Annotated in this window: 18 protein-coding genes and 3 pseudogenes; 13 read left to right on the forward strand and 8 right to left on the reverse strand. The window is 40.8% G+C overall.

Annotated features, from left to right (window positions below; all coding sequences use genetic code 11):
• A partial coding sequence (locus N8O80_RS06285) for a MucBP domain-containing protein (protein WP_261027276.1) occupies positions 1-1,023 on the forward strand: 1,023 nt, incomplete at its 5' end.
• A gap of 90 nt (positions 1,024-1,113) precedes the next feature.
• Here N8O80_RS06285 and N8O80_RS06290 read toward each other — a convergent pair.
• Positions 1,114-2,187, reverse strand: coding sequence for a DUF2974 domain-containing protein (locus N8O80_RS06290; protein WP_261027278.1), 1,074 nt, complete (start codon positions 2,185-2,187; stop codon positions 1,114-1,116).
• Positions 2,188-2,343: 156 nt separating this feature from the next.
• On the opposite strand from N8O80_RS06290, the gene N8O80_RS06295 reads away from it, so the two are divergent.
• The 8 genes and pseudogenes from N8O80_RS06295 to N8O80_RS06330 all read left to right on the forward strand — a co-directional run bounded on the left by N8O80_RS06295 (position 2,344) and on the right by N8O80_RS06330 (position 8,880).
• Complete coding sequence (locus N8O80_RS06295; RefSeq protein ID WP_000548991.1) at positions 2,344-3,021, forward strand: response regulator transcription factor; 678 nt, start codon at positions 2,344-2,346, stop codon at positions 3,019-3,021.
• The gene (locus tag N8O80_RS06300; protein WP_261027280.1) at positions 3,014-3,988 is read left to right on the forward strand and encodes a sensor histidine kinase; all 975 of its coding nucleotides are present in this window, start codon (positions 3,014-3,016) and stop codon (positions 3,986-3,988) included. Before N8O80_RS06295 ends, N8O80_RS06300 begins: the two co-directional genes overlap by 8 nt.
• A 798-nt stretch (positions 3,989-4,786) precedes the next feature.
• Positions 4,787-6,298, forward strand: coding sequence for an ATP-binding cassette domain-containing protein (locus N8O80_RS06305; RefSeq protein WP_004242726.1), 1,512 nt, complete (start codon positions 4,787-4,789; stop codon positions 6,296-6,298).
• A gap of 290 nt (positions 6,299-6,588) precedes the next feature.
• Positions 6,589-6,999: pseudogene (locus N8O80_RS06310) on the forward strand (DUF389 domain-containing protein); the annotation flags it as partial.
• A pseudogene (locus N8O80_RS06315) lies at positions 6,998-7,231 on the forward strand (TMEM175 family protein); the annotation flags it as partial. The pseudogenes N8O80_RS06310 and N8O80_RS06315, both read left to right, overlap by 2 nt.
• Positions 7,156-7,467 carry a hypothetical protein gene (locus tag N8O80_RS06320; protein ID WP_261027281.1) on the forward strand — a complete coding sequence of 104 codons (312 nt, stop codon included), beginning with the start codon at positions 7,156-7,158 and terminating at the stop codon, positions 7,465-7,467. The pseudogene N8O80_RS06315 and the gene N8O80_RS06320, both read left to right, overlap by 76 nt.
• A gap of 43 nt (positions 7,468-7,510) precedes the next feature.
• Entirely contained in the window at positions 7,511-7,834 is a 324-nt protein-coding gene (locus tag N8O80_RS06325; RefSeq protein WP_001253404.1) for a potassium channel family protein, read from the forward strand.
• The gene (locus tag N8O80_RS06330) at positions 7,831-8,880 is read left to right on the forward strand and encodes a DUF389 domain-containing protein (protein ID WP_261027283.1); all 1,050 of its coding nucleotides are present in this window, start codon (positions 7,831-7,833) and stop codon (positions 8,878-8,880) included. The genes N8O80_RS06325 and N8O80_RS06330 overlap by 4 nt, the downstream gene beginning before the upstream one ends.
• A gap of 212 nt (positions 8,881-9,092) precedes the next feature.
• Here the strand turns inward: N8O80_RS06330 and thrS are convergent, their stop codons facing one another.
• Both thrS and N8O80_RS09835 read right to left on the reverse strand, forming a co-directional pair.
• Complete coding sequence (thrS, locus tag N8O80_RS06335; protein ID WP_261027284.1) at positions 9,093-11,036, reverse strand: threonine--tRNA ligase; 1,944 nt, start codon at positions 11,034-11,036, stop codon at positions 9,093-9,095.
• A gap of 34 nt (positions 11,037-11,070) precedes the next feature.
• Positions 11,071-11,258 (reverse strand): annotated as a pseudogene (locus tag N8O80_RS09835) (hypothetical protein).
• A 311-nt stretch (positions 11,259-11,569) separates the two neighbouring features.
• Between N8O80_RS09835 and N8O80_RS06340 the strand changes: the two are divergent.
• Both N8O80_RS06340 and N8O80_RS06345 read left to right on the forward strand, forming a co-directional pair.
• Entirely contained in the window at positions 11,570-12,412 is an 843-nt protein-coding gene (locus tag N8O80_RS06340) for a metallophosphoesterase family protein (RefSeq protein ID WP_212573935.1), read from the forward strand.
• A gap of 75 nt (positions 12,413-12,487) precedes the next feature.
• A complete protein-coding gene (locus N8O80_RS06345; protein ID WP_261027285.1) occupies positions 12,488-12,925 on the forward strand; it encodes an Rrf2 family transcriptional regulator in 438 nt (145 codons plus the stop codon).
• Between the two features lie 109 nt (positions 12,926-13,034).
• Here the strand turns inward: N8O80_RS06345 and N8O80_RS06350 are convergent, their stop codons facing one another.
• The 5 genes from N8O80_RS06350 to N8O80_RS06370 all read right to left on the reverse strand — a co-directional run bounded on the left by N8O80_RS06350 (position 13,035) and on the right by N8O80_RS06370 (position 17,290).
• Entirely contained in the window at positions 13,035-14,225 is a 1,191-nt protein-coding gene (locus N8O80_RS06350; protein WP_212573934.1) for a ferredoxin reductase family protein, read from the reverse strand.
• 142 nt (positions 14,226-14,367) lie between these two features.
• Entirely contained in the window at positions 14,368-15,027 is a 660-nt protein-coding gene (locus N8O80_RS06355; protein ID WP_125410098.1) for an amino acid ABC transporter permease, read from the reverse strand.
• Between the two features lie 9 nt (positions 15,028-15,036).
• Entirely contained in the window at positions 15,037-15,714 is a 678-nt protein-coding gene (locus tag N8O80_RS06360) for an amino acid ABC transporter permease (RefSeq protein WP_261027287.1), read from the reverse strand.
• Positions 15,715-15,726: 12 nt separating this feature from the next.
• Complete coding sequence (locus N8O80_RS06365; RefSeq protein WP_261027289.1) at positions 15,727-16,521, reverse strand: transporter substrate-binding domain-containing protein; 795 nt, start codon at positions 16,519-16,521, stop codon at positions 15,727-15,729.
• Between the two features lie 10 nt (positions 16,522-16,531).
• Entirely contained in the window at positions 16,532-17,290 is a 759-nt protein-coding gene (locus N8O80_RS06370) for an amino acid ABC transporter ATP-binding protein (protein WP_084928862.1), read from the reverse strand.
• 176 nt (positions 17,291-17,466) lie between these two features.
• On the opposite strand from N8O80_RS06370, the gene recJ reads away from it, so the two are divergent.
• Together recJ and N8O80_RS06380 are read left to right on the forward strand one after the other, a co-directional pair.
• Positions 17,467-19,689: a single-stranded-DNA-specific exonuclease RecJ gene (recJ, locus tag N8O80_RS06375; RefSeq protein WP_261027290.1), complete on the forward strand. Its 2,223-nt coding sequence runs from the start codon at positions 17,467-17,469 to the stop codon at positions 19,687-19,689.
• A 170-nt stretch (positions 19,690-19,859) separates the two neighbouring features.
• Entirely contained in the window at positions 19,860-21,521 is a 1,662-nt protein-coding gene (locus N8O80_RS06380) for a ribonuclease J (protein WP_261027291.1), read from the forward strand.
• Positions 21,522-21,552 lie beyond the last annotated feature (31 nt).

Below are 21,552 nucleotides of genomic sequence, written 5' to 3' on the forward strand. Positions count from 1 at the left end.
ACAGAAGACGGCGAACAACCTAAGAAAGATATCCCAGGCTACCGCTTCGTAGAGACTAAGAAACTTCCAAATGGCGATGTAGAACACGTTTATGAGAAAGTTAAGACAAGTCACAAGGATAAAGATGGCAATGAAATTCCAAACTATCCAACAGAAGACGGCGAACAACCTAAGAAAGATATCCCAGGCTACCGCTTCGTAGAGACTAAGAAACTTCCAAATGGCGACATCGAACACGTTTATGAGAAAGTTAAGACAAGTCATAAGGATAAAGACGGCAACGAAATTCCAAACTATCCAACAGAAGATGGTGAACAACCTAAGAAAGATATCCCAGGTTACCGCTTCGTAGAGACTAAGAAACTTCCAAATGGCGACATCGAACACGTCTACGAAAAAGTTAAGACATCATTCAAGGATAAAGAAGGAAACGAGATTCCAGGTAATCCAAGTGAAGATGGCGAACAACCTAAGAAAGATATCCCAGGTTACCGCTTCGTAGAAACTAAGAAACTTCCAAATGGCGACATCGAACACGTTTATGAGAAAGTTAAGACAAGTCACAAGGATAAAGATGGAAATGAAATTCCAAACTATCCAACAGAAGATGGCGAACAACCTAAGAAAGATATCCCAGGTTACCGCTTCGTAGAGACTAAGAAACTTCCAAATGGCGACATCGAGCACGTCTACGAAAAAGTTAAGACATCATTCAAGGATAAAGAAGGAAATGAAATTCCAAACTATCCAACAGAAGATGGCGACCAACCTAAGAAAGATATTCCAGGCTACCGCTTCGTAGAGACTAAGAAACTTCCAAATGGCGACACAGTTCATGTTTATGAAAAAATCATTCCTTCTGTGAAACCAGAACCTGCGAAACCATCAAAACCAGCTCCAGCTAAACCAGCTAAGGAATTGCCTAATACTGGTACAGAAGATCACTCAAGCCTAGCAGCTCTTGGACTTCTTGGAGTATTGAGCGGATTTGGTCTTGTGGCACGCAAGAAAAAAGAAGACTAATGTTTTAATCATTAAAGATTAAACAAAGGAATTCAACTTCATAAATGAAAACCCAACTAATCAAACGATTAGTTGGGTTTTTTATGTGGATTATCTCTTTTTCCAGACTTGGTAACGGGTATCAATTAATAACTGGGTGAGGCGTCCCATGGTTTCCCTTTCTTCTGGAGTGAGGGATTGAGCTTGGACAAAGAGATGATGAATGTGTTCGATAGCCTTTAAGGATGACAGGTCATTGATGGAGCTAATCCCAGCATCTAGAATGGTGCCAAAGAAGAGGTCGAAGTAGAGCTGGAGTTCTTCGTCAGGGACTGTTGCCACCCATTCTTTGAAGGTTGTGTCAACTTGTTGACTATCACTGTTGATTTTATCCAGTTGGACGAAGTGCTTGTCCTCAATCTGCCAACTAAAGGTGTCGTGCTGGGCGATACCACCTAAGGCAGTACTGTGCACGATGATTTGGTGGTTAGGGATTTCCATCATCATACCGATAATGGACCCTTGTGGGATGAAGACCTTGCTTCTATGCATTATCCTTTGATAGCCCTCGGTTTGTGTCAGTTCTTTATGGAGACCAGGCGCATCAAAGGTATAAACTGCTGTGATTTGATTTTGCAAGCTTTGCTCAATTTGACTAGCAGCATAGATGGCTAAATTTCCTCCCTTGGAATGCCCGGCCAGAATGACCTTTTGCTTAGGATGGCGGGCAAAAAAGTTCTTTAAATAGCGGAGAGCGTGCTTTTGAGCAGGAATTTCCTTCATATAGGTCAGGTGGAAATCTTCCTTCCAGCCAATGATACTGTCATCTGTCCCACGAAAGACAATCAGATAGGTATCGAGAGTGAGGCGGTAGGTCATAGCAGCAAATTGCTTTTGCAGTTCAGAATCAATGTCATTGATAAAATGGGAGAGTTTGCAATTTTTGAAGCGTTTGTGTTGAGCTAGTTCATCTAATAGCTGGAGGCGGTTTTTACTGGTCAACATGTTAGACTCTCTTGGAATGAGAGGTGCCAAGTCTAAAAGTCGCAGAGGACTTGTGGAGACCAGATTATCAAAGGAGAGATAGGTGATTTCTGTTAAGGCTAGAATGTCTAGCTCATTCAAAGGAAGGTCGTAAAAGGAATCGTGTGCGACATCTTTCAGATAATCAAAAATATTGGCCATTAGAGCTCCTTTCTTTTTTATTTATCTTATCAAATTTCCCTCAAATTAGCTAGTAGGGTTGCCTCATTTTGTTGGCTAAAAACAAGCTCTTTCAAATTCAGTTTCAGACCTTCTAACATGGAAAAATCTGTTATAATAATAGAAAAGGAGGAGCGCATGCACAAGATTTTATTAGTAGAAGATGATCAGGTCATTCGTCAACAGGTCGGGAAAATGCTCTCTGAATGGGGATTTGAAGTGGTTCTGGTAGAAGACTTTATGGAAGTTTTGAGTCTTTTTGTCCAGTCGGAACCTCATCTGGTCCTCATGGATATTGGACTGCCCTTGTTTAATGGCTATCACTGGTGTCAGGAGATTCGCAAGATTTCCAAGGTACCCATCATGTTTCTGTCTTCGAGAGACCAGGCTATGGATATCGTCATGGCAATCAATATGGGGGCGGATGACTTTGTGACCAAGCCTTTTGACCAGCAGGTCCTTCTAGCCAAGGTTCAGGGCTTGTTGCGCCGTTCCTATGAGTTTGGGCGTGACGAGAGTTTACTGGAATATGCTGGTGTTATCCTTAATACCAAATCCATGGATTTACATTATCAAGGGCAAGTCTTGAATTTGACCAAGAATGAATTCCAGATTTTACGAGTATTGTTTGAGCATGCGGGCAATATTGTAGCGCGTGACGATCTCATGCGGGAACTTTGGAATAGTGACTTTTTCATTGATGACAATACCCTCTCTGTTAATGTGGCTCGTTTGCGTAAAAAGTTGGAAGAACAGGGCTTGGTAGGATTTATCGAGACCAAGAAAGGGATAGGGTACGGACTGAAGCATGCTTGATTGGAAACAATTTTTTCTAGCCTATCTGCGTTCCCGTAGTCGTCTGTTTGTCTATCTGCTTTCTTTGACGTTTCTGGTTTTGCTCTTTCAGTTTTTATTTGCCAGTTTGGGAATTTATTTTCTCTACTTTTTCCTGCTATGTTGTTTTGTAACCATCTTATTTTTCACTTGGGACATATTGGTGGAAATGCAGGTCTATCGCCAGGAAATTCTCTATGGGGAGAGGGAAGCCAAATCTCCTTTGGAAATAGCTTTAGCAGAAAAATTAGAAGCGCGTGAGATGGAACTCTATCAGCAGAGGTCAGATTCAGAAAGAAAACTGACGGATTTGCTGGATTACTATACCTTGTGGGTCCATCAGGTTAAGACACCCATTGCAGCTAGTCAACTCTTAGTTGCAGAAGTAGCTGACCGCCAACTGAAGCAGCAGTTAGAACAGGAAATTTTCAAGATAGACTCCTATACCAACCTAGTCTTACAGTACCTGCGTTTAGAAAGTTTCCATGATGATTTGGTCTTGAAGCAGGTGCAAATCGAGGACTTGGTCAAGGAAATAATTCGTAAATATGCTCTTTTCTTTATTCAAAAAGGCTTAAATGTCAATCTACATGATCTTGATAAAGAAATCGTGACGGATAAAAAGTGGCTACTAGTGGTCATTGAACAAATTATCTCAAACAGTCTCAAGTACACCAAGGAAGGTGGTCTGGAGATTTATATGGAAGGCCAGGAACTCTGTATCAAGGATACGGGAATCGGGATAAAAAACAGTGATGTCCTCCGAGTCTTTGAACGTGGTTTCTCAGGATATAATGGACGTCTAACCCAGCAGTCATCTGGACTTGGACTGTATCTATCTAAGAAAATTTCTGAAGAACTAGGCCACCAGATTCGTATCGAGTCTGAGGTTGGAGAAGGAACGATAGTACGGATTAGATTTGCTCAAGTGAACTTAGTCCTTGAGTGAGAAGAGACAATGAGTTTTTACCCAATCTCTTTTTGCTATATTTCAGGATATTTGAAGACTGTTTTTTACAAAACCAATAATAGAATTTTTAATACGGAATATAGTATAAATACTGGTTCAAAGTGAAGTTTTGTATGCTTTATACTTTTGTTGAGTATAAAATCTATAATCTAAGGGTGAATTACAAAAATTAATTTGAGATGAAGTGAATTGTAGACTTGGGAAATGTCTCCTATTCGATTTCAGAATGAATCGTTGATACAGGATTAAAAGAACTGCAGCTTTCTTTTTATTTTGAATGAGATAGGTGTATATAGATTTGTGTAACTGGTGTAGAACTGTTTCCAAAGAATTATTGAATGTATCGAATACACACATTCTATTGATTTTGAACCAGTTTTTAATTTCTAAATGTTATAATAATTTTATCAAGTAAAAGGAGACTGCCATGATTGGAGACAATATAAAATTCTTACGAAAATCACATAATCTGATATAACCAGAATTTTCACGGATTGTGGGTGTGTCACGAAATAGCCTAAATCGTTAGAAAAACTGAAAAAGCTTACTTTCAATAGAAGTATTGGAAATATTCATTTTACATCTATCAAAGAAACATGGGATAGACCTATATTTTACAAAATAGCAAATTATATTTTGAATGATAGTAAAAACTGCAGTACTTGTGTGATTTACAATTATTGCACTCAATGTCCGAGTATCGCACTATCTGAAATAGGGAATAGTAGAGATTGTTCTGCGATATGTAAAAAAACGCATTAGCAAGGAGTATCGTATATGCTACCATATCTTAAAACTATTAGATGGTATCTCTTCTTTAATTTTCTTTTTGGTGTAGTATCGAATATCTGCACAGCTTTGTTACCGTATTTCACGCAGGCATTAATCAAAGGGGATTATCAAGTAGCTCTATATGGTTACTCTATGTCAGTGGCAGGCTATTTGAGTTGTAACTATATCCAAATGATACTTGATTGGAAGCAGGGGATTATCTTTTCGACTACTTTGAAAAATGAGTGGTTTCGTTCACTTCTGGGACTCAGTCACCACGATTTCAAGCAGAAAACAGTAGCAGAGTATATTTCCTATCAATCTAATGACCTAGATTCGTTGGAAAAGGATTACCTTCCTCCATTGATGAGTTTTATCAAACAAATTTTACGTATCATCATTTACGCTTTCATTATTAGCAGAACAATTAATCCTATTGTATCACTGATTTTAATCTTTTCTACTGGAATTAGTATTCAAATTCCTAAAATCGTTGGGAAGTTGACCGCTAATCGTAGACAGGTTTACTTGAAAAAACAAGGAGATTACTATCGAACTTTGGAGGATTTGCTCATGGGACATCATTTGGTAAATAAACTAACTATGTCGCATTTTTTGAATCAACAAAAGAGTTCTCTAAAGAATTTGCAGGATAAGTATTTTAAGTATGGTTTGACAAAAATTACAGGCATCTTATTGACAGGTGTTTCTTTTGAATTCATTAGTCTTGTTCTGTTTATTTATTTAGCCTACTCTCTATCTCACCAGCAACTCGGTATTCCGGAGGTGGTGGCGAGTTTCGGATATATTAATGCTTTTTCTGAACCAATACAGGAAATCCTTTATGATTTACAAATGTTAGAGTCCGTAAAGCCTGTAATCAAGAGTTTTCAAAACATTGTTGGGAGACCCGTTTCAGTTCAAGCACCTCAACATTCTTTTGATACGATTACTTTGAAAAACATTTCCAAACAACTGGGAGAATCAAAATTGATAATTACTTCCGCTACGATTCAAAAAGGGGATAAAATTGCGCTTATTGGTAAGAATGGTTCTGGAAAAAGTAGTCTTCTCAACATTTTAAATGGAACAGATGAAGATTTTGAAGGACAAATTGTGCTAGATGGGCTTGTTTTGGACCATCTTTGGGGAAGATTCGGTATGATTCTGCAACAAGAACATACATTTATTTCGAGTTATGAAAATAATGTAACGCTATTCAATAGTTTCAATGAAAAATTCAGAGAAGAAGATTTTGAAAAAATTCCACCACAATCCCTGTCAGGTGGTCAGCAACAACGAATGTATTTAAATCGTGAGAAAAATCGTAAAAATCCATTGCTTATCCTAGACGAACCTTTCTCTGCCTTGGATACTAATCAGTTTAAAATGGAATTGGAAAGAGTTCTGGAACTACCAAGTGCCGTCATTGTTACTTTACATCGCCAAAACGAATTATTAAGTAAGTTTGACCAAGTTTGGGAAATTAAGAATGGAGAACTTGTAATTTTGAAATAGCTAAATTATAAAGAATAAAACGCATAGTATCAAGGTTCAGGAGATGCCGTTTTTCCTTCTTCGGATAAGGAAACAAAAATTTCTTGCTTCATCTATCTATTCAATTGAGAGATTTCTTCAGAGAAAAACTGTAAAATTTTTGATATAATATGGAGGATGGACTGACGGATACTTAAAAGATAATTTTCAAAAGAATAACAGGTGAGAAGAAAAATATGTAAGATTGGACAGAAGTCTCTCTACCATCATCCATGCAGAAACAAGATTATATAAAATAAAAGGAGTAACCAATGAACGGAAATTATTCAACACGTGAATACCGTGAAAAATTATACGATGATCTTCATGTTAGATCGAGAGATACAGCGATTTTGATGTGTGCGATTTTTATTGCCTCTATCGGCCTAAATGTGAATTCAACAGCTGTCATTATTGGAGCCATGCTGATTTCCCCTCTTATGACACCGATTGTTGGACTAGGATTAGGTTTAGCTATTTTTGACACTCGTTTAATCAAGCAATCTCTAGAGGTTTTACTTACTCAAGTATTGGTCAGTTTACTTGTATCGACTCTGTATTTCTGGATTACTCCCTTATCTTATGCAAGTAGCGAGTTGATTGCACGAACTTCTCCAACGATTTGGGATGTCTTAATTGCTATTGCTGGTGGGATAGCAGGTTTCATTGGTTCAAGGAAAAAAGTTAGAAAAACCAACAACACCAAGTCTTGAAGCTTTTTGGGATTTACGGCAAAATTTCTTTGCTTGTTTTCTTTCCTTTTTCTGGTTGGGATCGTTATGGATGGCACTAAACACATTATGGGAAAAGGTTGAGAAAATTTCCTCAGAAATTATTTGGTGGAATTTGTTTCTACTCTTGGAGCGGCAGGAGTTCTCTTTGGAGAATTTCATGCCATCCAAGATACCAGTCTGAATGATGTGGTGGACCGGATCTATATAAATGTCAAGGATTTACCGTTTCAGTCCTTGGGAGCTTTAGCTAATATCCTGTCTGATGTTAAGAAGGGACTGATTCAAGACAGTCATATCTGGTCTTTCTTCCAGTCATTTTTCAAACAATATCAGTTGATAATCAGCTTAAATCAGATCTATCAGTTTGTCTATCTTTCTCTGATGGAGATCATGTCCTATCTTCACTTTGATTATTAGAAAAAACGGCTCGGTCAGGAGCTAGTATGAATAAGGAGAACAAATGAGACGTTTAAAAATGTTATGGCATATTATACAGGTTACGGGTTTTACTCGGTTTGCTCTGAGTTTTGTGACCTTTGTTTTTGGGTCAGGAGGCGTGCTTTTCCTAGTTGAACCTGCTATCACAAATTACGGAGACGGTCTTTGGTATGCTTTTGTGACTTCGACGACTGTCGGCTACGGGGATCTCCTAGCTGTGACCTTGATTGGAAGGATTACCAGTGTCTTCTTGACGATTTATGGGCTCATATTTTTTGGCTGTTTATCAGCTGTTATTATTAATTATTATACCGATTTAAATAAGGAAAGAGGAGAGGACAAATGACTGCCAATTATTCAACACGGGAATACCGTGAGAAATTATACGATGACCTTCATGTTAGATCGAGAGATACAGCGATTTTGATGTGTGCGATTTTTATTGCCTCTATCGGCCTAAATGTGAATTCAACAGCTGTCATTATTGGAGCCATGCTGATTTCCCCTCTTATGACACCGATTGTTGGACTAGGATTAGGTTTAGCTATTTTTGACACTCGTTTAATCAAGCAATCTCTAGAGGTTTTACTTACTCAAGTATTGGTCAGTTTACTTGTATCGACTCTGTATTTCTGGATTACTCCCTTATCTTATGCAAGTAGCGAGTTGATTGCACGAACTTCTCCAACGATTTGGGATGTCTTAATTGCTATTGCTGGTGGGATAGCAGGTTTCATTGGTTCAAGGAAAAAAGAAGCAAACAATATCGTGCCAGGAGTAGCCATTGCAACAGCTCTGATGCCACCTATCTGTACTGCAGGTTACGGTTTAGCTAATGGAAATGTACGATTTTTATTTGGCGCTCTCTATCTTTTCTTGATCAACTTTGTCTTTATCATGCTAATCAACATTGTTGGAACAAGAATTATGATGAGAAAATCTCCCTTAAGTTCATTTAAAGAGCTAAATATTAAAATGAGAATTGGGTTGATATCCTTGATTGTATTATTGATTCTTCCAGCCAGCTATTCAGCAGTCACTCTGACGATAGATCAAGCGCGAAAAGAAGGAATCAAACAGTTTGTAGGAAAAGAGTTCGCCAATCATACGGTCATTAATCAAGTCTACAAGTCAAGGGACAATGAATTGGTCTTGACGGTTGTTGGAGATCCGATTTCAGAAGAAGAATTAGAAACGCTCCACCAAAAACAAGCCTCTTACGGTATTCAATCTGTTCAATTGAAAGTCAATCAAGTTCATAATTCGACCAAATTAGACAGTGATACGACCAAGGAATTTTATGAAACCATTAACAAGTATATCGATCAAAAACTCTCTGAAAAGGATTCACAAAAAGATCTCGTAAAAGAAAATGAAGCAGATAAGGATTGAGGATGTTGACCTTATCCAACTCATGAAAGCAAATCTTTGTAGGGTGTCCTATATCCAAAAATTGGTGGATAGAAAGGATTGTTGATGAGGATATCATTTGTGGTGCTTTGACCAATCACTACTAGCTCAGATTAAATAAAATATAAAAAGCAACAGCTGAAATAGTTGTTGCTTTTTCTGGCTCTGAAAATGTTTCTCAGACTGTGATTGTTTTATTTCTCAACTCGTGATTTGTTGGCGATATCAGCAAGGATAGCTTGAACAAAGTCATCAACTGAGACAGTTTGTGTTTCTTTTTGGCCATAGCGACGAACGTTAACAGTTCCGTCTTCCATTTCCTTGTCCCCAACGATCAATTGGTAAGGAATCTTGCTTGTTTGTGAAGCACGGATCTTGAACTGCATTTTTTCATTGCGCTCATCGACATCAGCACGGACACCACGGTCGCGGAGTTTCTTAGCTACTTCCCATGCGTAGTCTAAGTGTTTTTCGTTAGATACTGGGATGAGGGTTACTTGGTGAGGTGCTAGCCATGTTGGGAAGGCACCCTTGTAGTTCTCAATCAAAATAGCTGTGAAGCGTTCCATAGTTGAGATAACCCCACGGTGGATCATAACTGGACGGTGCTCTTCGCCATCAGCTCCGATGTATTTAAGGTCGAAGCGTTCTGGAAGCAAGAAGTCAAGTTGGATAGTAGAAAGAGTTTCTTCTTTTCCAAGGGCGGTCTTAACTTGAATATCCAATTTTGGTCCGTAGAAGGCTGCTTCACCTTCGGCTTCAAAGTAGTCAACACCCATTTCATCAAGGGCTGCACGAAGCATGGTTTGAGCATTTTCCCACATCTCATCGTTATCAAAGTACTTGTGAGTATCTTGAGGGTCACGAAGAGAGAGGCGGAAGCGGTATTCAGTCAAGTTGAAATCTTCATAAACATCGATAATCAACTGAAGGGCACGTTGGAATTCTTCTTGGATTTGTTCTGGAGTCACAAAGAGGTGACCGTCGTTGAGTGACATTTCACGTACACGTTGAAGACCAGTAAGGGCACCAGATTTTTCATAACGGTGCATCATACCGATTTCAGCGATACGGATTGGCAACTCACGGTATGAGTGAACATGGTGTTTGAAGACTTGGATGTGGTGCGGACAGTTCATCGGACGAAGGACAAATTCTTCCCCGTCACCCATGTCCATAGTTGGGAACATGTCTTCTTGGTAATGATCCCAGTGACCAGAAGTCTTGTAAAGCTCAACTGAAGCAAGTGGTGGAGTATAAACGTGTTGGTAGCCAGAAGCTAGCTCTTTGTCAACGATGTAGCGTTCCAATTCACGACGGATAGTCGCACCGTTTGGCAACCAGAATGGAAGCCCTTGACCAACCTCTTGAGAAATCATGAAGAGGTCAAGCTCCTTACCAAGTTTACGGTGGTCACGTTCTTTGGCTTCTTCACGCATTTGAAGGTAGTTTTTCAAGTCTTTCTTGTCAAACCAAGCTGTACCATAGATACGTTGCATCATAGCATTGTCACTGTTTCCACGCCAGTAAGCACCAGCTACATGGAGAAGGTGGAAGATTTGGATGCGGCCTGTTGATGGGACGTGAGGGCCACGGCAAAGGTCTACATATTCACCCTGACGATAGATAGTCAAACCACCTTCGTCTTCTGAGTGTTCTTCAATCAATTCCAACTTATAAGGGTCATTTTTGAAGATTTCACGTGCCTCGTCTTTAGTAACTTCTTCACGGATTGATGGGAAGTTTTCTTTGACAATTTTTTGCATTTCTTCTTCGATACGAGGAAGGTCTTCGTTAGAGATTTGACCAGCTGTGTTGTCTGTATCGTAGTAGAAGCCATCTTCGATGGCTGGACCAACTCCTAAGTGAATGTCTGGGAACAGACGACGAGCTGCTTGGGCGAACAAGTGAGCAGCTGAGTGACGCAAGATTGGAAGGGCATCTTCGTGATCAGGTGTCACAATTTCGATGCTTCCGTCTTCAGTAATAGCACGAGTAGTGTCGATAAGTTTGCCGTTAAATTTACCAGCAAGAGCTTTTTTAGCTAGGGAATTGCTGATAGATTGGGCAATTTCAAAAGTTGTAACGCCAGATTCGAATTCACGAACAGCGCCATCTGGGAAAGTAATGTTAATCATGATGTTCTCCTTACTTATATTATTGACGAATGTGTTAACCCCATTCTGAAAACAGGGACAGAGGATTGTGAAAGCTAGAAAAACAAAAAGCGACATCCTCGAAAGGACGTCGCAACGTGGTTCCACCTTCATTTATGTTCCTCAAAAAAAGAGGGACACCTCTGATTGGCTCTAACGTGGCCACCGTTTTATGTTTTCATAAAAACTCAAGAGTAGTATCAGTTTAGGCTTTCTATGCGTTCTCAGCAACCACGCACTCTCTAGTAGAAAGGGACTAAGTGACTTGTCTCTATGGATTATTATAGCATGATTGTGAGATTTTTCAAGATATTTGTAGATTTTTTTGAATTTTCTTCATTGAAAAAGTGCTTGCTATGCTTTGTTAGGAGTAATGTGAAATCATCTTTTTGATAAGTCTTTACCTTGATAAAAGTAGTGTTCTGGATTTAGTAAGAGTGGGTTAAAGGTGACTATTATACAGTATTTTTTGTTATAATATTAAAAAGATATATAAGAGGAAATGAGGAGAAAGAATGACAAAAATAGCTCTTCTTTCAGATATTCATGGAAATACTACAGCCTTGGAGGCTGTTTTGAAAGATACTCGGCAGCTAGGAGTGGATGAATACTGGCTTTTGGGAGATATTCTCATGCCAGGAACAGGGCGTAGAAGGATTTTGGACTTGTTGGCTCAACTACCGATTACGGCTAGAGTTTTGGGAAACTGGGAAGATAGTCTTTGGCATGGTGTCCGCAAGGAATTGGATAGTACTCGTCCTAGTCAACGCTATCTCTTGCGCCAGTGCCAGTATGTTTTAGAGGAAATTTCCCTAGAAGAAATCGAAATGCTCCACAATCAACCTCTACAGATTCATCGTCAGTTTGGGGATTTGACGGTAGGAATTAGCCACCATCTTCCTGATAAGAACTGGGGGAGAGAGTTGATTCATACTGGAGCGCAAGAGGATTTTGACCGCTTGGTGACCAATCCACCTTGTGATATCGCTGTATATGGTCATATTCATCAGCAGTTGCTTCGTTACGGGACTGGTGGTCAATTGATTGTCAATCCAGGTTCGATTGGGCAGCCTTTCTTTCTAGATGCCCAGTTACGGAAGGACTTACGGGCCCAGTATATGATTTTAGAGTTTGATGATAAGGGCTTGGTAGATATGGACTTCCGACGGGTAGACTACGATGTGGCAGCTGAATTGCAGTTGGCTAAAGACCTCAAACTTCCCTATTTTGAGGTTTACTATGAAAGTCTGGTCAATGGTATCCACCATACTCACAATCAGGAATTTTTGAGAGAATTGGCCCAGAAAGAGGGCTACGATAGGGAATTAGATGCCTGGTTGAAAAGTGGTAACGATTGACATTACAACTAAAAAGGGTATAATAATAGAAAAAGAAGAGTAGAGGCAGGGTAGCCTCGTAAAAAGGAGAAGAGGATGCAAATTCCAAGTAGATTTACCATTGCGACTCATATGCTGATAATCATTGCCCTCAAGGGGAAGGAAAGCAAGGTGACCAGTGATTTTCTGGCTACTAGTGTCGGGGTCAATCCTGTCATTATCAGAAAGACCTTGTCCCAGTTAAAGAAGGCAGAGCTGATTTCAGTAGCGCGCGGAACAGGGGGAACAGAGATTGTTAAGGATCTCAAAGACATTAGTCTATTAGATGTTTATCAAGCGGTTGAGTGTCTTGGTAAGACTGGTCAACTCTTCAGTTTCCATGATAATCCGAATCCAAATTGTCCAGTTGGAGCTCATATTCATGATGTTTTGGATCAAAAATTGGAGAGAATCCAGCTGGCTATGGAGGCTGAACTTGGTCAGACCAGTTTAGAGCAAGTCGTGGCCGACGCAGAGAGTCAGATGAAGGATTAAGAGGGATAGATGCCTGCAAATGAAACTCAAAACACTGCTAGAAATCTGGCAGTGTTTTTTGAGATTGCGTAGAAAAAACTCCTGGGAAATTCCAGGAGAGTATGAGTGGTTATTTGAACTTGAATCCTTCGTAAATAAGCTCTGCTTTTGGATTTTGTTTTTTCATCTGTTTAGCGAGTGACTTCATCATAGAAAGAGGACCACACATATAGACGCTTGCATGTTTGGGTACTTCTTTTTGTTCAAAATTAAGATAGCCGTCTTTCCTACTGTCTACTAGATGGAGTTCAAAATTAGGATTTTTCTGAGCATAGTCACGGAGCAAATCTAGGTAGACTGCATTTTCATCTCCACGGAAGCTATAGTAGAAGTGAACCTGTTTATCCAAAATAGGATGTTCACGGATGTAAGAGATAAAGGGGGTGATCCCAATGCCTCCAGCAATCCAAATCTGATTTTTTCGTCCTTGGTTGATGATCATGTGTCCATAAGCTCTGTCTACGCTTACTTTGCTGCCGACTTGAAGATTGTCATAGATATTCTTGGTATGGTCACCTGAATTTTTAACAGTAAAGTAAAGAGTTTGACCATGACCGCCTGAGATAGAAAAGGGATGCGGAGCACTTTCAAAGCCTTCTTGGAAAATCTTTAGGAAGGCAAATTGTCCTGATTGATAGTTGAAAGGTCTGCTAAGATGGATTTGAATTTCTCTAGTATCGTGATTTAAGCGTTTGAGATTGGTAATTTTCCCTAGATAGGGGAAGGAAATCTTTTGATATAGAAAAATGATATAAAAACCAGCTAGCAATCCTAAAAGAGCATAGCTACCAACAAGAAAACTTAGAAGATTAAATGTGAGAAGACGATTGCCCATCATCATGTAGACGTGAAAGAGTCCGAAAATGTAGGCTAGATAAACCAGACGGTGAATCCATCTCCAAGCTTCGTATTGGATGTATTTGCCTAAATAGGCGACAAGGATGATACTGATAAAGATATAGATGGCAAGATTTCCAAACTGAGCAGCTAAACGAGAGCCCCACAAACCGCCCATACTAAAGTTATGAAAGATTAGTAGGATGACTGAGAGAAAGGCTGTGAATTTGTGGACAGTATAGACCTTCTCCAAACCGTGAAACCAGCTTTCTAGTAGGGGGAGACGAGTGGCTAGGATAAAAGTTAGAGATAGGCTTGTTAAAGCTAGTCCTGGAATCATGAATTGGGGAGAAGTGTTCATCCAAGCAAAAAGAGTCAAGATAAAACTAGCTATGATAAAGAGTAGTCCTTTGATTGATTTCATAGAAAATTCCATTTCATTTAGATTTGATTTGTTGTAAATAAATTTGTTACATTTTATCATAGAAAAAGTATGGTGTCAAATTGAGGTCTATAAATATCTACTATCATAAAAAAACTCTCCAATTTAACTGGAGAGTTGCTGTTTATTCTGCAGCTTGTTGCCAACGTTTTGCTAGCATATGAGATAGGCTCGAAATTGCTAGGTTGAAGCTGAAGTAGATGAGGGCAATCAGGATATAAAGACTAAACACTTGCTCTGGTTCGAAATAACGGCCCATGAGAATTTGGCTGGCTCCAAAGAGTTCTTGTAGGGCGATAACAGAGTAGAGAAGACTGGTATCCTTAATCACGGTTACAAACTGAGAAATGATGGCTGGCAGCATTTTACGGATCGCTTGTGGGAGAATGATGTAGTAGAGGATTTGGGCTGAAGTGAAGCCTTGTGACATTCCTGCTTCGTATTGTCCCTTGTCTACGGCATTGAGGCCACCTCGGATAATCTCAGCTAGGGCTGCTGAGGTAAAGAGAGTAAAGGCAGTGATTCCTGCTGGAGTGGACTTCATCTTGAAAACCAAAAAGATAGTAAAAATCCAGAGGAGGTTAGGAACGTTACGTACAAATTCGATGTAAATGCTGGAAATGATGCGCAAGATAGGATTTTTCCCATTTCTCATGACAGCTAGCACCGTACCGATAAGGGTAGAGAGGACGATGGCAATCAGAGAAATGTAGAGTGTCAAGCCAAATCCTTTAAAGATAAAGACTAGGTTATCTGGGGTCAAAACTTCTAAAATGGATTCCATAGTAACCTCCTAAAGTGAATAGGCTTTTTTGTTGGCTTGCTCCATCTTGCGACCAAACTGGGCAACAGGGAAGCATAGAGAAAAGTAGAGCAGGGCAGCGCCTAGAAAGGCTGGAATGTAGTTTCCGTTAAGAGCTGACCAAGACTTGGTCACAAACATCAAGTCGACTCCAGAGATGATAGCGACTGTAGAGGTATTCTTGATGAGGTTGACGATTTGGTTGGTCAATGGAGGGAGAATGATACGGAAGGCCTGAGGCAAGATAATCAAGCGCATAGCACTGATATAGGTGAAACCTTGCGACAAGGCGACCTCCATCTGACCGCTAGGAATAGACTGAATCCCTGAACGGATAACCTCAGCGATATAAGCACCGTGATAGAGTCCTACGCAGAGTACAGCCGTCCAATAAATTGGAATCATGATGGTGTGGTCACTGATAAGAGGTAGGCCGTAAAAAACGATGACAAACTGCACCAAGAGGGGAGTGTTTTGGTAAAATTCGACAAAGATACGAGCCAAAATTCTCAAAATTGGACGTTTACTGGTCGACATAGCTCCGAAGAAGATACCCAAAACCATGGCTAGGATAAAGGATCCAATCGCTAGGGCAAGGGTGAAGAGGAAACCATTGAAAAATTGTCCAAAATCCTGAAAATAGGCTGTCCAAGATGATAAATCTGTCATGGGGTATCCTCCTTATTCTGCAGTATGGCTAGATGGTTTGAGCTTGTAACGGTCATAGAGTTTTTGTAAACTGCCATCCTTACTCCATTTGGTGACCAAGTTATCAAGATAGTTGTTGAGCTCTGTATTTGATTTCTTGGTAACGATACCGTAGTCAGATGGCTTGAAACTATCATCTAGTAGTACTGTGCGTTTGCTGATGTAGCCAGACAGAATCGAGCGGTCAACGGAAAAAGCATCAATTCGATGAGCGTGAAGGGAAGTAATCAATTCTGGGTAGGAACCAAGTTCGACGAATTTAAAGGTCAAGCCTTTCTTTTTACCCAGTTCGGTAATCAGGCGTTGAGTAATGGAACCTTGGGCAACGCCGATGGTTTTACCGTTTAGGTCCTCAATGCTTTTGATTTTGGCAGACTTATTGACCAAAAAGCCAGAAGCGTCGGTGTAGTAAGGGCTGGTGAAGTTGTAGAGTTTTTTTCGTTCGTCTGTGATGGTAAAGGTCGCTATATCCATATCGACCTGTTCATTGTCTAGAAGGGGACCGCGAGTTTGTGCTGTAACCGGCACATAGCGAATTTTGACCTTGAGCTCATCAGCTACCATCTTGGCCAAGTCGGTTTCGATACCAGAATAGGTCCCTGTCTTGGGATCCTTGTAACCGAAATTGGGAACGTCTTGCTTCACACCGACAACCAGCTCGCCTCTCTTTTGAATGTCTGCGACACTGGTATCAGCCTGAACTGGTTTTGCAGCAGCAAGCCCGAAAAGGCTAATCAATAATGCTGATAAAAAGAATTTCTTTTTCATAGGCGCCTCCTTATTTGACTTTGTCACTTTCATGGTTGATGATTTTGCTGAGGAATTGTTGGGCACGAGGTTCGCTTGGATTGTCGAAAAAGTCATCAACATCTGTCGTATCCACCAAAACTTCTCCGTCAGCCATAAAGATGATGCGGTCAGCAACTTCACGGGCAAAGCCCATTTCATGAGTAACGACAATCATATTCATACCATCGTGGGCCAATTTTTGCATAACTGCTAGAACGTCTCCGATGGTTTCAGGGTCGAGGGCAGATGTTGGCTCATCAAAGAGGAGGAGCTCAGGATGCATAGCTAGTCCACGTGCGATGGCAATCCGTTGTTTTTGTCCACCAGACAGCATGGCTGGATAAGAATCTTTCTTGTCCCACATATTTACAAATTCCAGATATTTTTGTGCTGTCTTTTCAGCTTCTTTTTTATCAATTCCTAGAACTTTTATGGGCGCAAGTGTTACGTTTTCTAACACTGTTTTGTGTGGATAGAGGTTGAAATGTTGGAAAACCATGCCGACTTCCTTGCGAAGAGGTACTAAATCTTTCTGGCTGGCACCAGCAACTTGGTGACCATTTACTAGAAGACTTCCCTTGTCGATAGCCTCCAAACCATTGATGGTGCGGATAAGAGTGGACTTCCCAGAACCAGAAGGGCCTAGGAGGACAACGACTTGCCCTTTTTCAAAACGGAGATTGATGTCGCGGAGTGCGTGGTAGTCTCCGTAATATTTTTCGACGTGTTCAAATTCTACTAAAGCCATAAGGAATCTCCTTTGTGTTAGATTTTATAACATGATTCTACACCAAAAGATTTTTCTTGTCAAATCATATCAGAAAAAAATTAGTAAAATTTTTGTAGAAAGCAATCAGGATAGAGAAAAAGCCTAAATCATGTTATAATGAAGCAATAGAATTCTTAGAAAGAGTGGATGTCTTTTTGATAACACCTACTTATGAATGGCAGTTTGCCCCGCAGGTAGAAGATGCGGATTTTACAAAGATAGCCAAGAAGGCTGGACTGGGTCCTGAGGTGGCTCGGTTATTATTTGAAAGAGGGATTCAGAACCAAGAAAGTCTGAAGAAGTTTTTAGAACCTTCCTTGGAGGACTTGCACGACCCTTATCTGCTCCATGATATGGACAAGGCAGTAGAACGGATTCGTCAGGCCATTGAAGAAGGGGAAAATATCCTCGTTTACGGTGATTATGATGCGGATGGTATGACTTCGGCTTCGATTGTTAAGGAAAGTTTGGAACAGCTTGGTGCCGAGTGCCGGGTTTATCTTCCCAATCGTTTTACCGATGGTTATGGACCTAATGCCAGTGTTTACAAATATTTTATCGAGCAAGAAGGAATTTCCTTGATTGTGACGGTGGATAATGGAGTTGCTGGTCATGAGGCCATTGAACTGGCCCAGTCTATGGGAGTGGATGTCATTGTCACAGATCACCATTCCATGCCTGAAACCTTACCAGATGCCTATGCTATTGTCCATCCTGAACATCCAGATGCGGACTATCCTTTCAAATATTTGGCTGGTTGTGGAGTGGCTTTCAAGCTGGCTTGTGCCCTGTTAGAAGAAGTACAAGTGGAATTGCTTGATTTGGTTGCTATTGGTACCATTGCAGATATGGTTAGTTTGACGGATGAGAACCGTATCTTGGTTCAATATGGTCTAGAAATGCTGGGGCATACTCAGCGCATTGGCTTACAAGAAATGCTGGATATGGCTGGGATTGCTGCCAATGAAGTAACAGAAGAAACGGTGGGTTTCCAGATTGCCCCTCGTTTGAATGCCTTGGGCCGCTTGGATGATCCCAATCCTGCCATTGATTTGCTAACTGGCTTTGATGATGAGGAAGCTCACGAGATTGCTCTCATGATTCATCAGAAAAACGAAGAGCGTAAGGAAATCGTCCAGTCTATCTATGAAGAAGCTAAGACCATGGTGGACCCTGAGAAGAAGGTTCAGGTTTTGGCCAAGGAAGGCTGGAATCCTGGGGTTCTGGGTATCGTGGCTGGTCGTTTGTTGGAAGAACTAGGGAAGACAGTTATCGTTCTCAATATAGAAGACGGTCGTGCCAAGGGTAGTGCTCGTAGTGTGGAAGCAGTGGATATTTTTGAAGCTCTGGATCCTCATCGTGACCTCTTCATCGCCTTTGGTGGCCATGCTGGTGCAGCTGGGATGACGCTGGAAGTGGAGAAACTCTCAGATTTATCTCAGGTTTTGGAAGATTATGTCCGTGAAAAAGGCGCAGATGCTGCTGGCAAGAACAAGTTAAATCTAGATGAAGAGCTGGATTTGGAGACACTTAGCTTGGAAACGGTCAAAAGTTTTGAACGTTTGGCACCTTTTGGCATGGACAATCAGAAACCTGTCTTTTATATAAAGGATTTTCAGGTCGAAAGTGCTCGTACTATGGGGGCAGGCAATGCCCATCTCAAGTTGAAAATTTCCAAAGGTGAGGCGAGTTTTGAAGTGGTAGCCTTTGGCCAAGGTAGATGGGCGACAGAGTTTTCTCAAACCAAGAATCTAGAGTTGGCGGTTAAATTGTCTGTCAACCAATGGAATGGCCAAACTGCCCTTCAGTTGATGATGGTGGATGCGCGTGTGGAGGGTGTTCAACTATTTAACATCCGTGGAAAAAATGCAGTCTTGCCAGAGGGAGTTCCAGTCTTGGATTTTGTTGGAGAATTGCCAGATATAGCGACTAGTGAAGCGGTTGTTGTGAAAACCGTTCCTGAGGATATTACTCAGCTGAAGACCATTTTTCAGGAACAAAATTTCTCTGCTGTCTATTTTAAAAATGATATTGACAAGGCCTACTATCTGACAGGTTATGGGACTAGAGAGCAGTTTGCCAAATTGTACAAGACCATCTACCAGTTCCCAGAGTTTGATATTCGCTACAAACTGAAGGATTTGGCAGCCTATCTCAATATCCAACAAATCTTGCTGGTTAAGATGATTCAAGTATTTGAAGAGCTAGGCTTTGTGACGATCAAAGATGGTGTCATGACAGTCAATAAAGAGGCACCAAAGCGGGAAATCGGAGAAAGTCAGATTTACCAAAATCTCAAACAAACCGTCAAAGACCAAGAAATGATGGCGCTGGGTACCGTGCAAGAAATTTATGACTTTTTAATGAAAAAAGAATAGCATATAGGAAAGAGTTGGGCAACCAGCTCTTTTTTGAAAACAAATCTTCATTTTGAAAATCATCAAAAAAATGGTATAATGGTAGGAAAAGATTCGGCTAAAAGTAGTACTTTTAGAATAAAAGGGCAAGCAACCCTATAATCAAGAAAAACTAAGCTTTCGGAGGAAAAATGAGTAATATCAGTTTAACAACACTTGGTGGTGTACGTGAAAATGGGAAAAATATGTATATCGCTGAAATCGATGGGTCTATTTTCGTTTTGGATGCAGGTCTAAAATACCCTGAAAATGAACAACTAGGGGTGGATGTGGTCATTCCCAATATGGACTACCTTTTTGAAAATAGCGATCGTATCGCTGGGGTCTTCTTGACCCACGGCCATGCGGATGCCATTGGTGCTCTGCCATATCTCTTGGCTGAAGCCAAGGTCCCTGTATTTGGCTCTGAGTTGACCATTGAGTTGGCAAAACTTTTTGTCAAAGGAAATGATACAGTTAAGAAATTCAATGATTTTCATGTTATCGATGAGGATACGGAGATTGATTTTGGAGGGACTGTGGTGTCCTTTTTCCGTACGACACACTCTATCCCAGAAAGTCTGGGGGTTGTCTTGAAGACAGCTGAAGGTAGTATCGTTTATACAGGTGACTTCAAATTTGACCAGACAGCTAGTGAATCTTATGCCACAGACTTCGCTCGTTTGGCAGAAATCGGTCGTGATGGAGTTCTAGCTCTTCTTAGCGATTCAGCCAATGCAGATAGCAATATCCAAGTGGCTAGCGAAAGTGAAGTTGGGGACGAGATCACTCAAACTATTTCGGACTGGGATGGTCGTATCATCGTTGCAGCAGTAGCCAGCAACCTCTCTCGTATCCAGCAGGTATTTGACGCTGCGGATGCAACAGGCCGTCGTGTGGTCTTGACGGGATTTGATATTGAAAATATTGTCCGCACTGCTATTCGCCTCAAGAAATTATCCCTAGCTAACGAAAGTCTTTTGATTAAGCCAAAAGATATGTCTCGCTTTGAAGACCATGAGTTGATTATCCTTGAGACAGGTCGTATGGGTGAGCCAATCAATGGTCTTCGTAAAATGTCGATTGGTCGCCACCGTTATGTGGAAATCAAGGACGGTGATTTGGTCTATATCGTAACCACTCCGTCTATTGCTAAAGAAGCAGTTATGGCGCGTGTGGAAAATATGATTTACCAAGCTGGAGGCGTTGTCAAATTGATCACCCAAAGCTTGCGTGTGTCAGGGCACGGAAATGCGCGTGATTTGCAGTTGATGATTAACCTCTTGCAACCCAAGTATCTCTTCCCAATTCAAGGGGAATACCGTGAGTTGGATGCCCATGCTAAGGCTGCTATGGCAGTCGGTATGTTGCCAGAACGCATTTTTATCCCTAAAAAGGGAACCAGCATGGCTTACGAGAATGGCGATTTTGTTCCAGCTGGCGCGGTTTCGGCAGGGGATGTCTTGATTGACGGAAATGCCATCGGTGATGTTGGTAATGTGGTTCTTCGTGACCGTAAGGTCTTGTCAGAAGATGGAATTTTCATCGTCGCAATCACCGTTAACCGTCGTGAGAAGAAAATTGTAGCCAAGGCTCGTGTTCACACGCGTGGATTTGTTTATCTCAAGAAGAGTCGCGATATTCTCCGTGAAAGTTCAGAATTGATTAACCAGACGGTAGAAGACTATCTTCAAGGAGATGACTTTGACTGGGCAGATCTTAAAGGGAAGGTTCGGGAGAATCTTACCAAGTATCTCTTTGATCAAACCAAGCGTCGTCCAGCTATTTTACCAGTAGTCATGGAAGCGAAATAATTGTTGAAATAAACAGGGAGAAAGTCGAGTT

This window comes from Streptococcus mitis (genome assembly GCF_946190155.1).
GTDB classification, from domain to species: domain Bacteria; phylum Bacillota; class Bacilli; order Lactobacillales; family Streptococcaceae; genus Streptococcus; species Streptococcus mitis_CL.

Coding starts and splice junctions, on each gene's coding strand:
- N8O80_RS06290 (WP_261027278.1), bottom strand. CDS start 2,187: ATGGCCAATATTTTTGATTATCTGAAAGATGTCGCACACGATTCCTTT.
- N8O80_RS06295 (WP_000548991.1), top strand. CDS start 2,344: ATGCACAAGATTTTATTAGTAGAAGATGATCAGGTCATTCGTCAACAG.
- N8O80_RS06300 (WP_261027280.1), top strand. CDS start 3,014: ATGCTTGATTGGAAACAATTTTTTCTAGCCTATCTGCGTTCCCGTAGT.
- N8O80_RS06305 (WP_004242726.1), top strand. CDS start 4,787: ATGCTACCATATCTTAAAACTATTAGATGGTATCTCTTCTTTAATTTT.
- N8O80_RS06325 (WP_001253404.1), top strand. CDS start 7,511: ATGAGACGTTTAAAAATGTTATGGCATATTATACAGGTTACGGGTTTT.
- N8O80_RS06330 (WP_261027283.1), top strand. CDS start 7,831: ATGACTGCCAATTATTCAACACGGGAATACCGTGAGAAATTATACGAT.
- thrS (WP_261027284.1), bottom strand. CDS start 11,036: ATGATTAACATTACTTTCCCAGATGGCGCTGTTCGTGAATTCGAATCT.
- N8O80_RS06340 (WP_212573935.1), top strand. CDS start 11,570: ATGACAAAAATAGCTCTTCTTTCAGATATTCATGGAAATACTACAGCC.
- N8O80_RS06345 (WP_261027285.1), top strand. CDS start 12,488: ATGCAAATTCCAAGTAGATTTACCATTGCGACTCATATGCTGATAATC.
- N8O80_RS06350 (WP_212573934.1), bottom strand. CDS start 14,225: ATGAAATCAATCAAAGGACTACTCTTTATCATAGCTAGTTTTATCTTG.
- N8O80_RS06355 (WP_125410098.1), bottom strand. CDS start 15,027: ATGGAATCCATTTTAGAAGTTTTGACCCCAGATAACCTAGTCTTTATC.
- N8O80_RS06360 (WP_261027287.1), bottom strand. CDS start 15,714: ATGACAGATTTATCATCTTGGACAGCCTATTTTCAGGATTTTGGACAA.
- N8O80_RS06365 (WP_261027289.1), bottom strand. CDS start 16,521: ATGAAAAAGAAATTCTTTTTATCAGCATTATTGATTAGCCTTTTCGGG.
- N8O80_RS06370 (WP_084928862.1), bottom strand. CDS start 17,290: ATGGCTTTAGTAGAATTTGAACACGTCGAAAAATATTACGGAGACTAC.
- N8O80_RS06380 (WP_261027291.1), top strand. CDS start 19,860: ATGAGTAATATCAGTTTAACAACACTTGGTGGTGTACGTGAAAATGGG.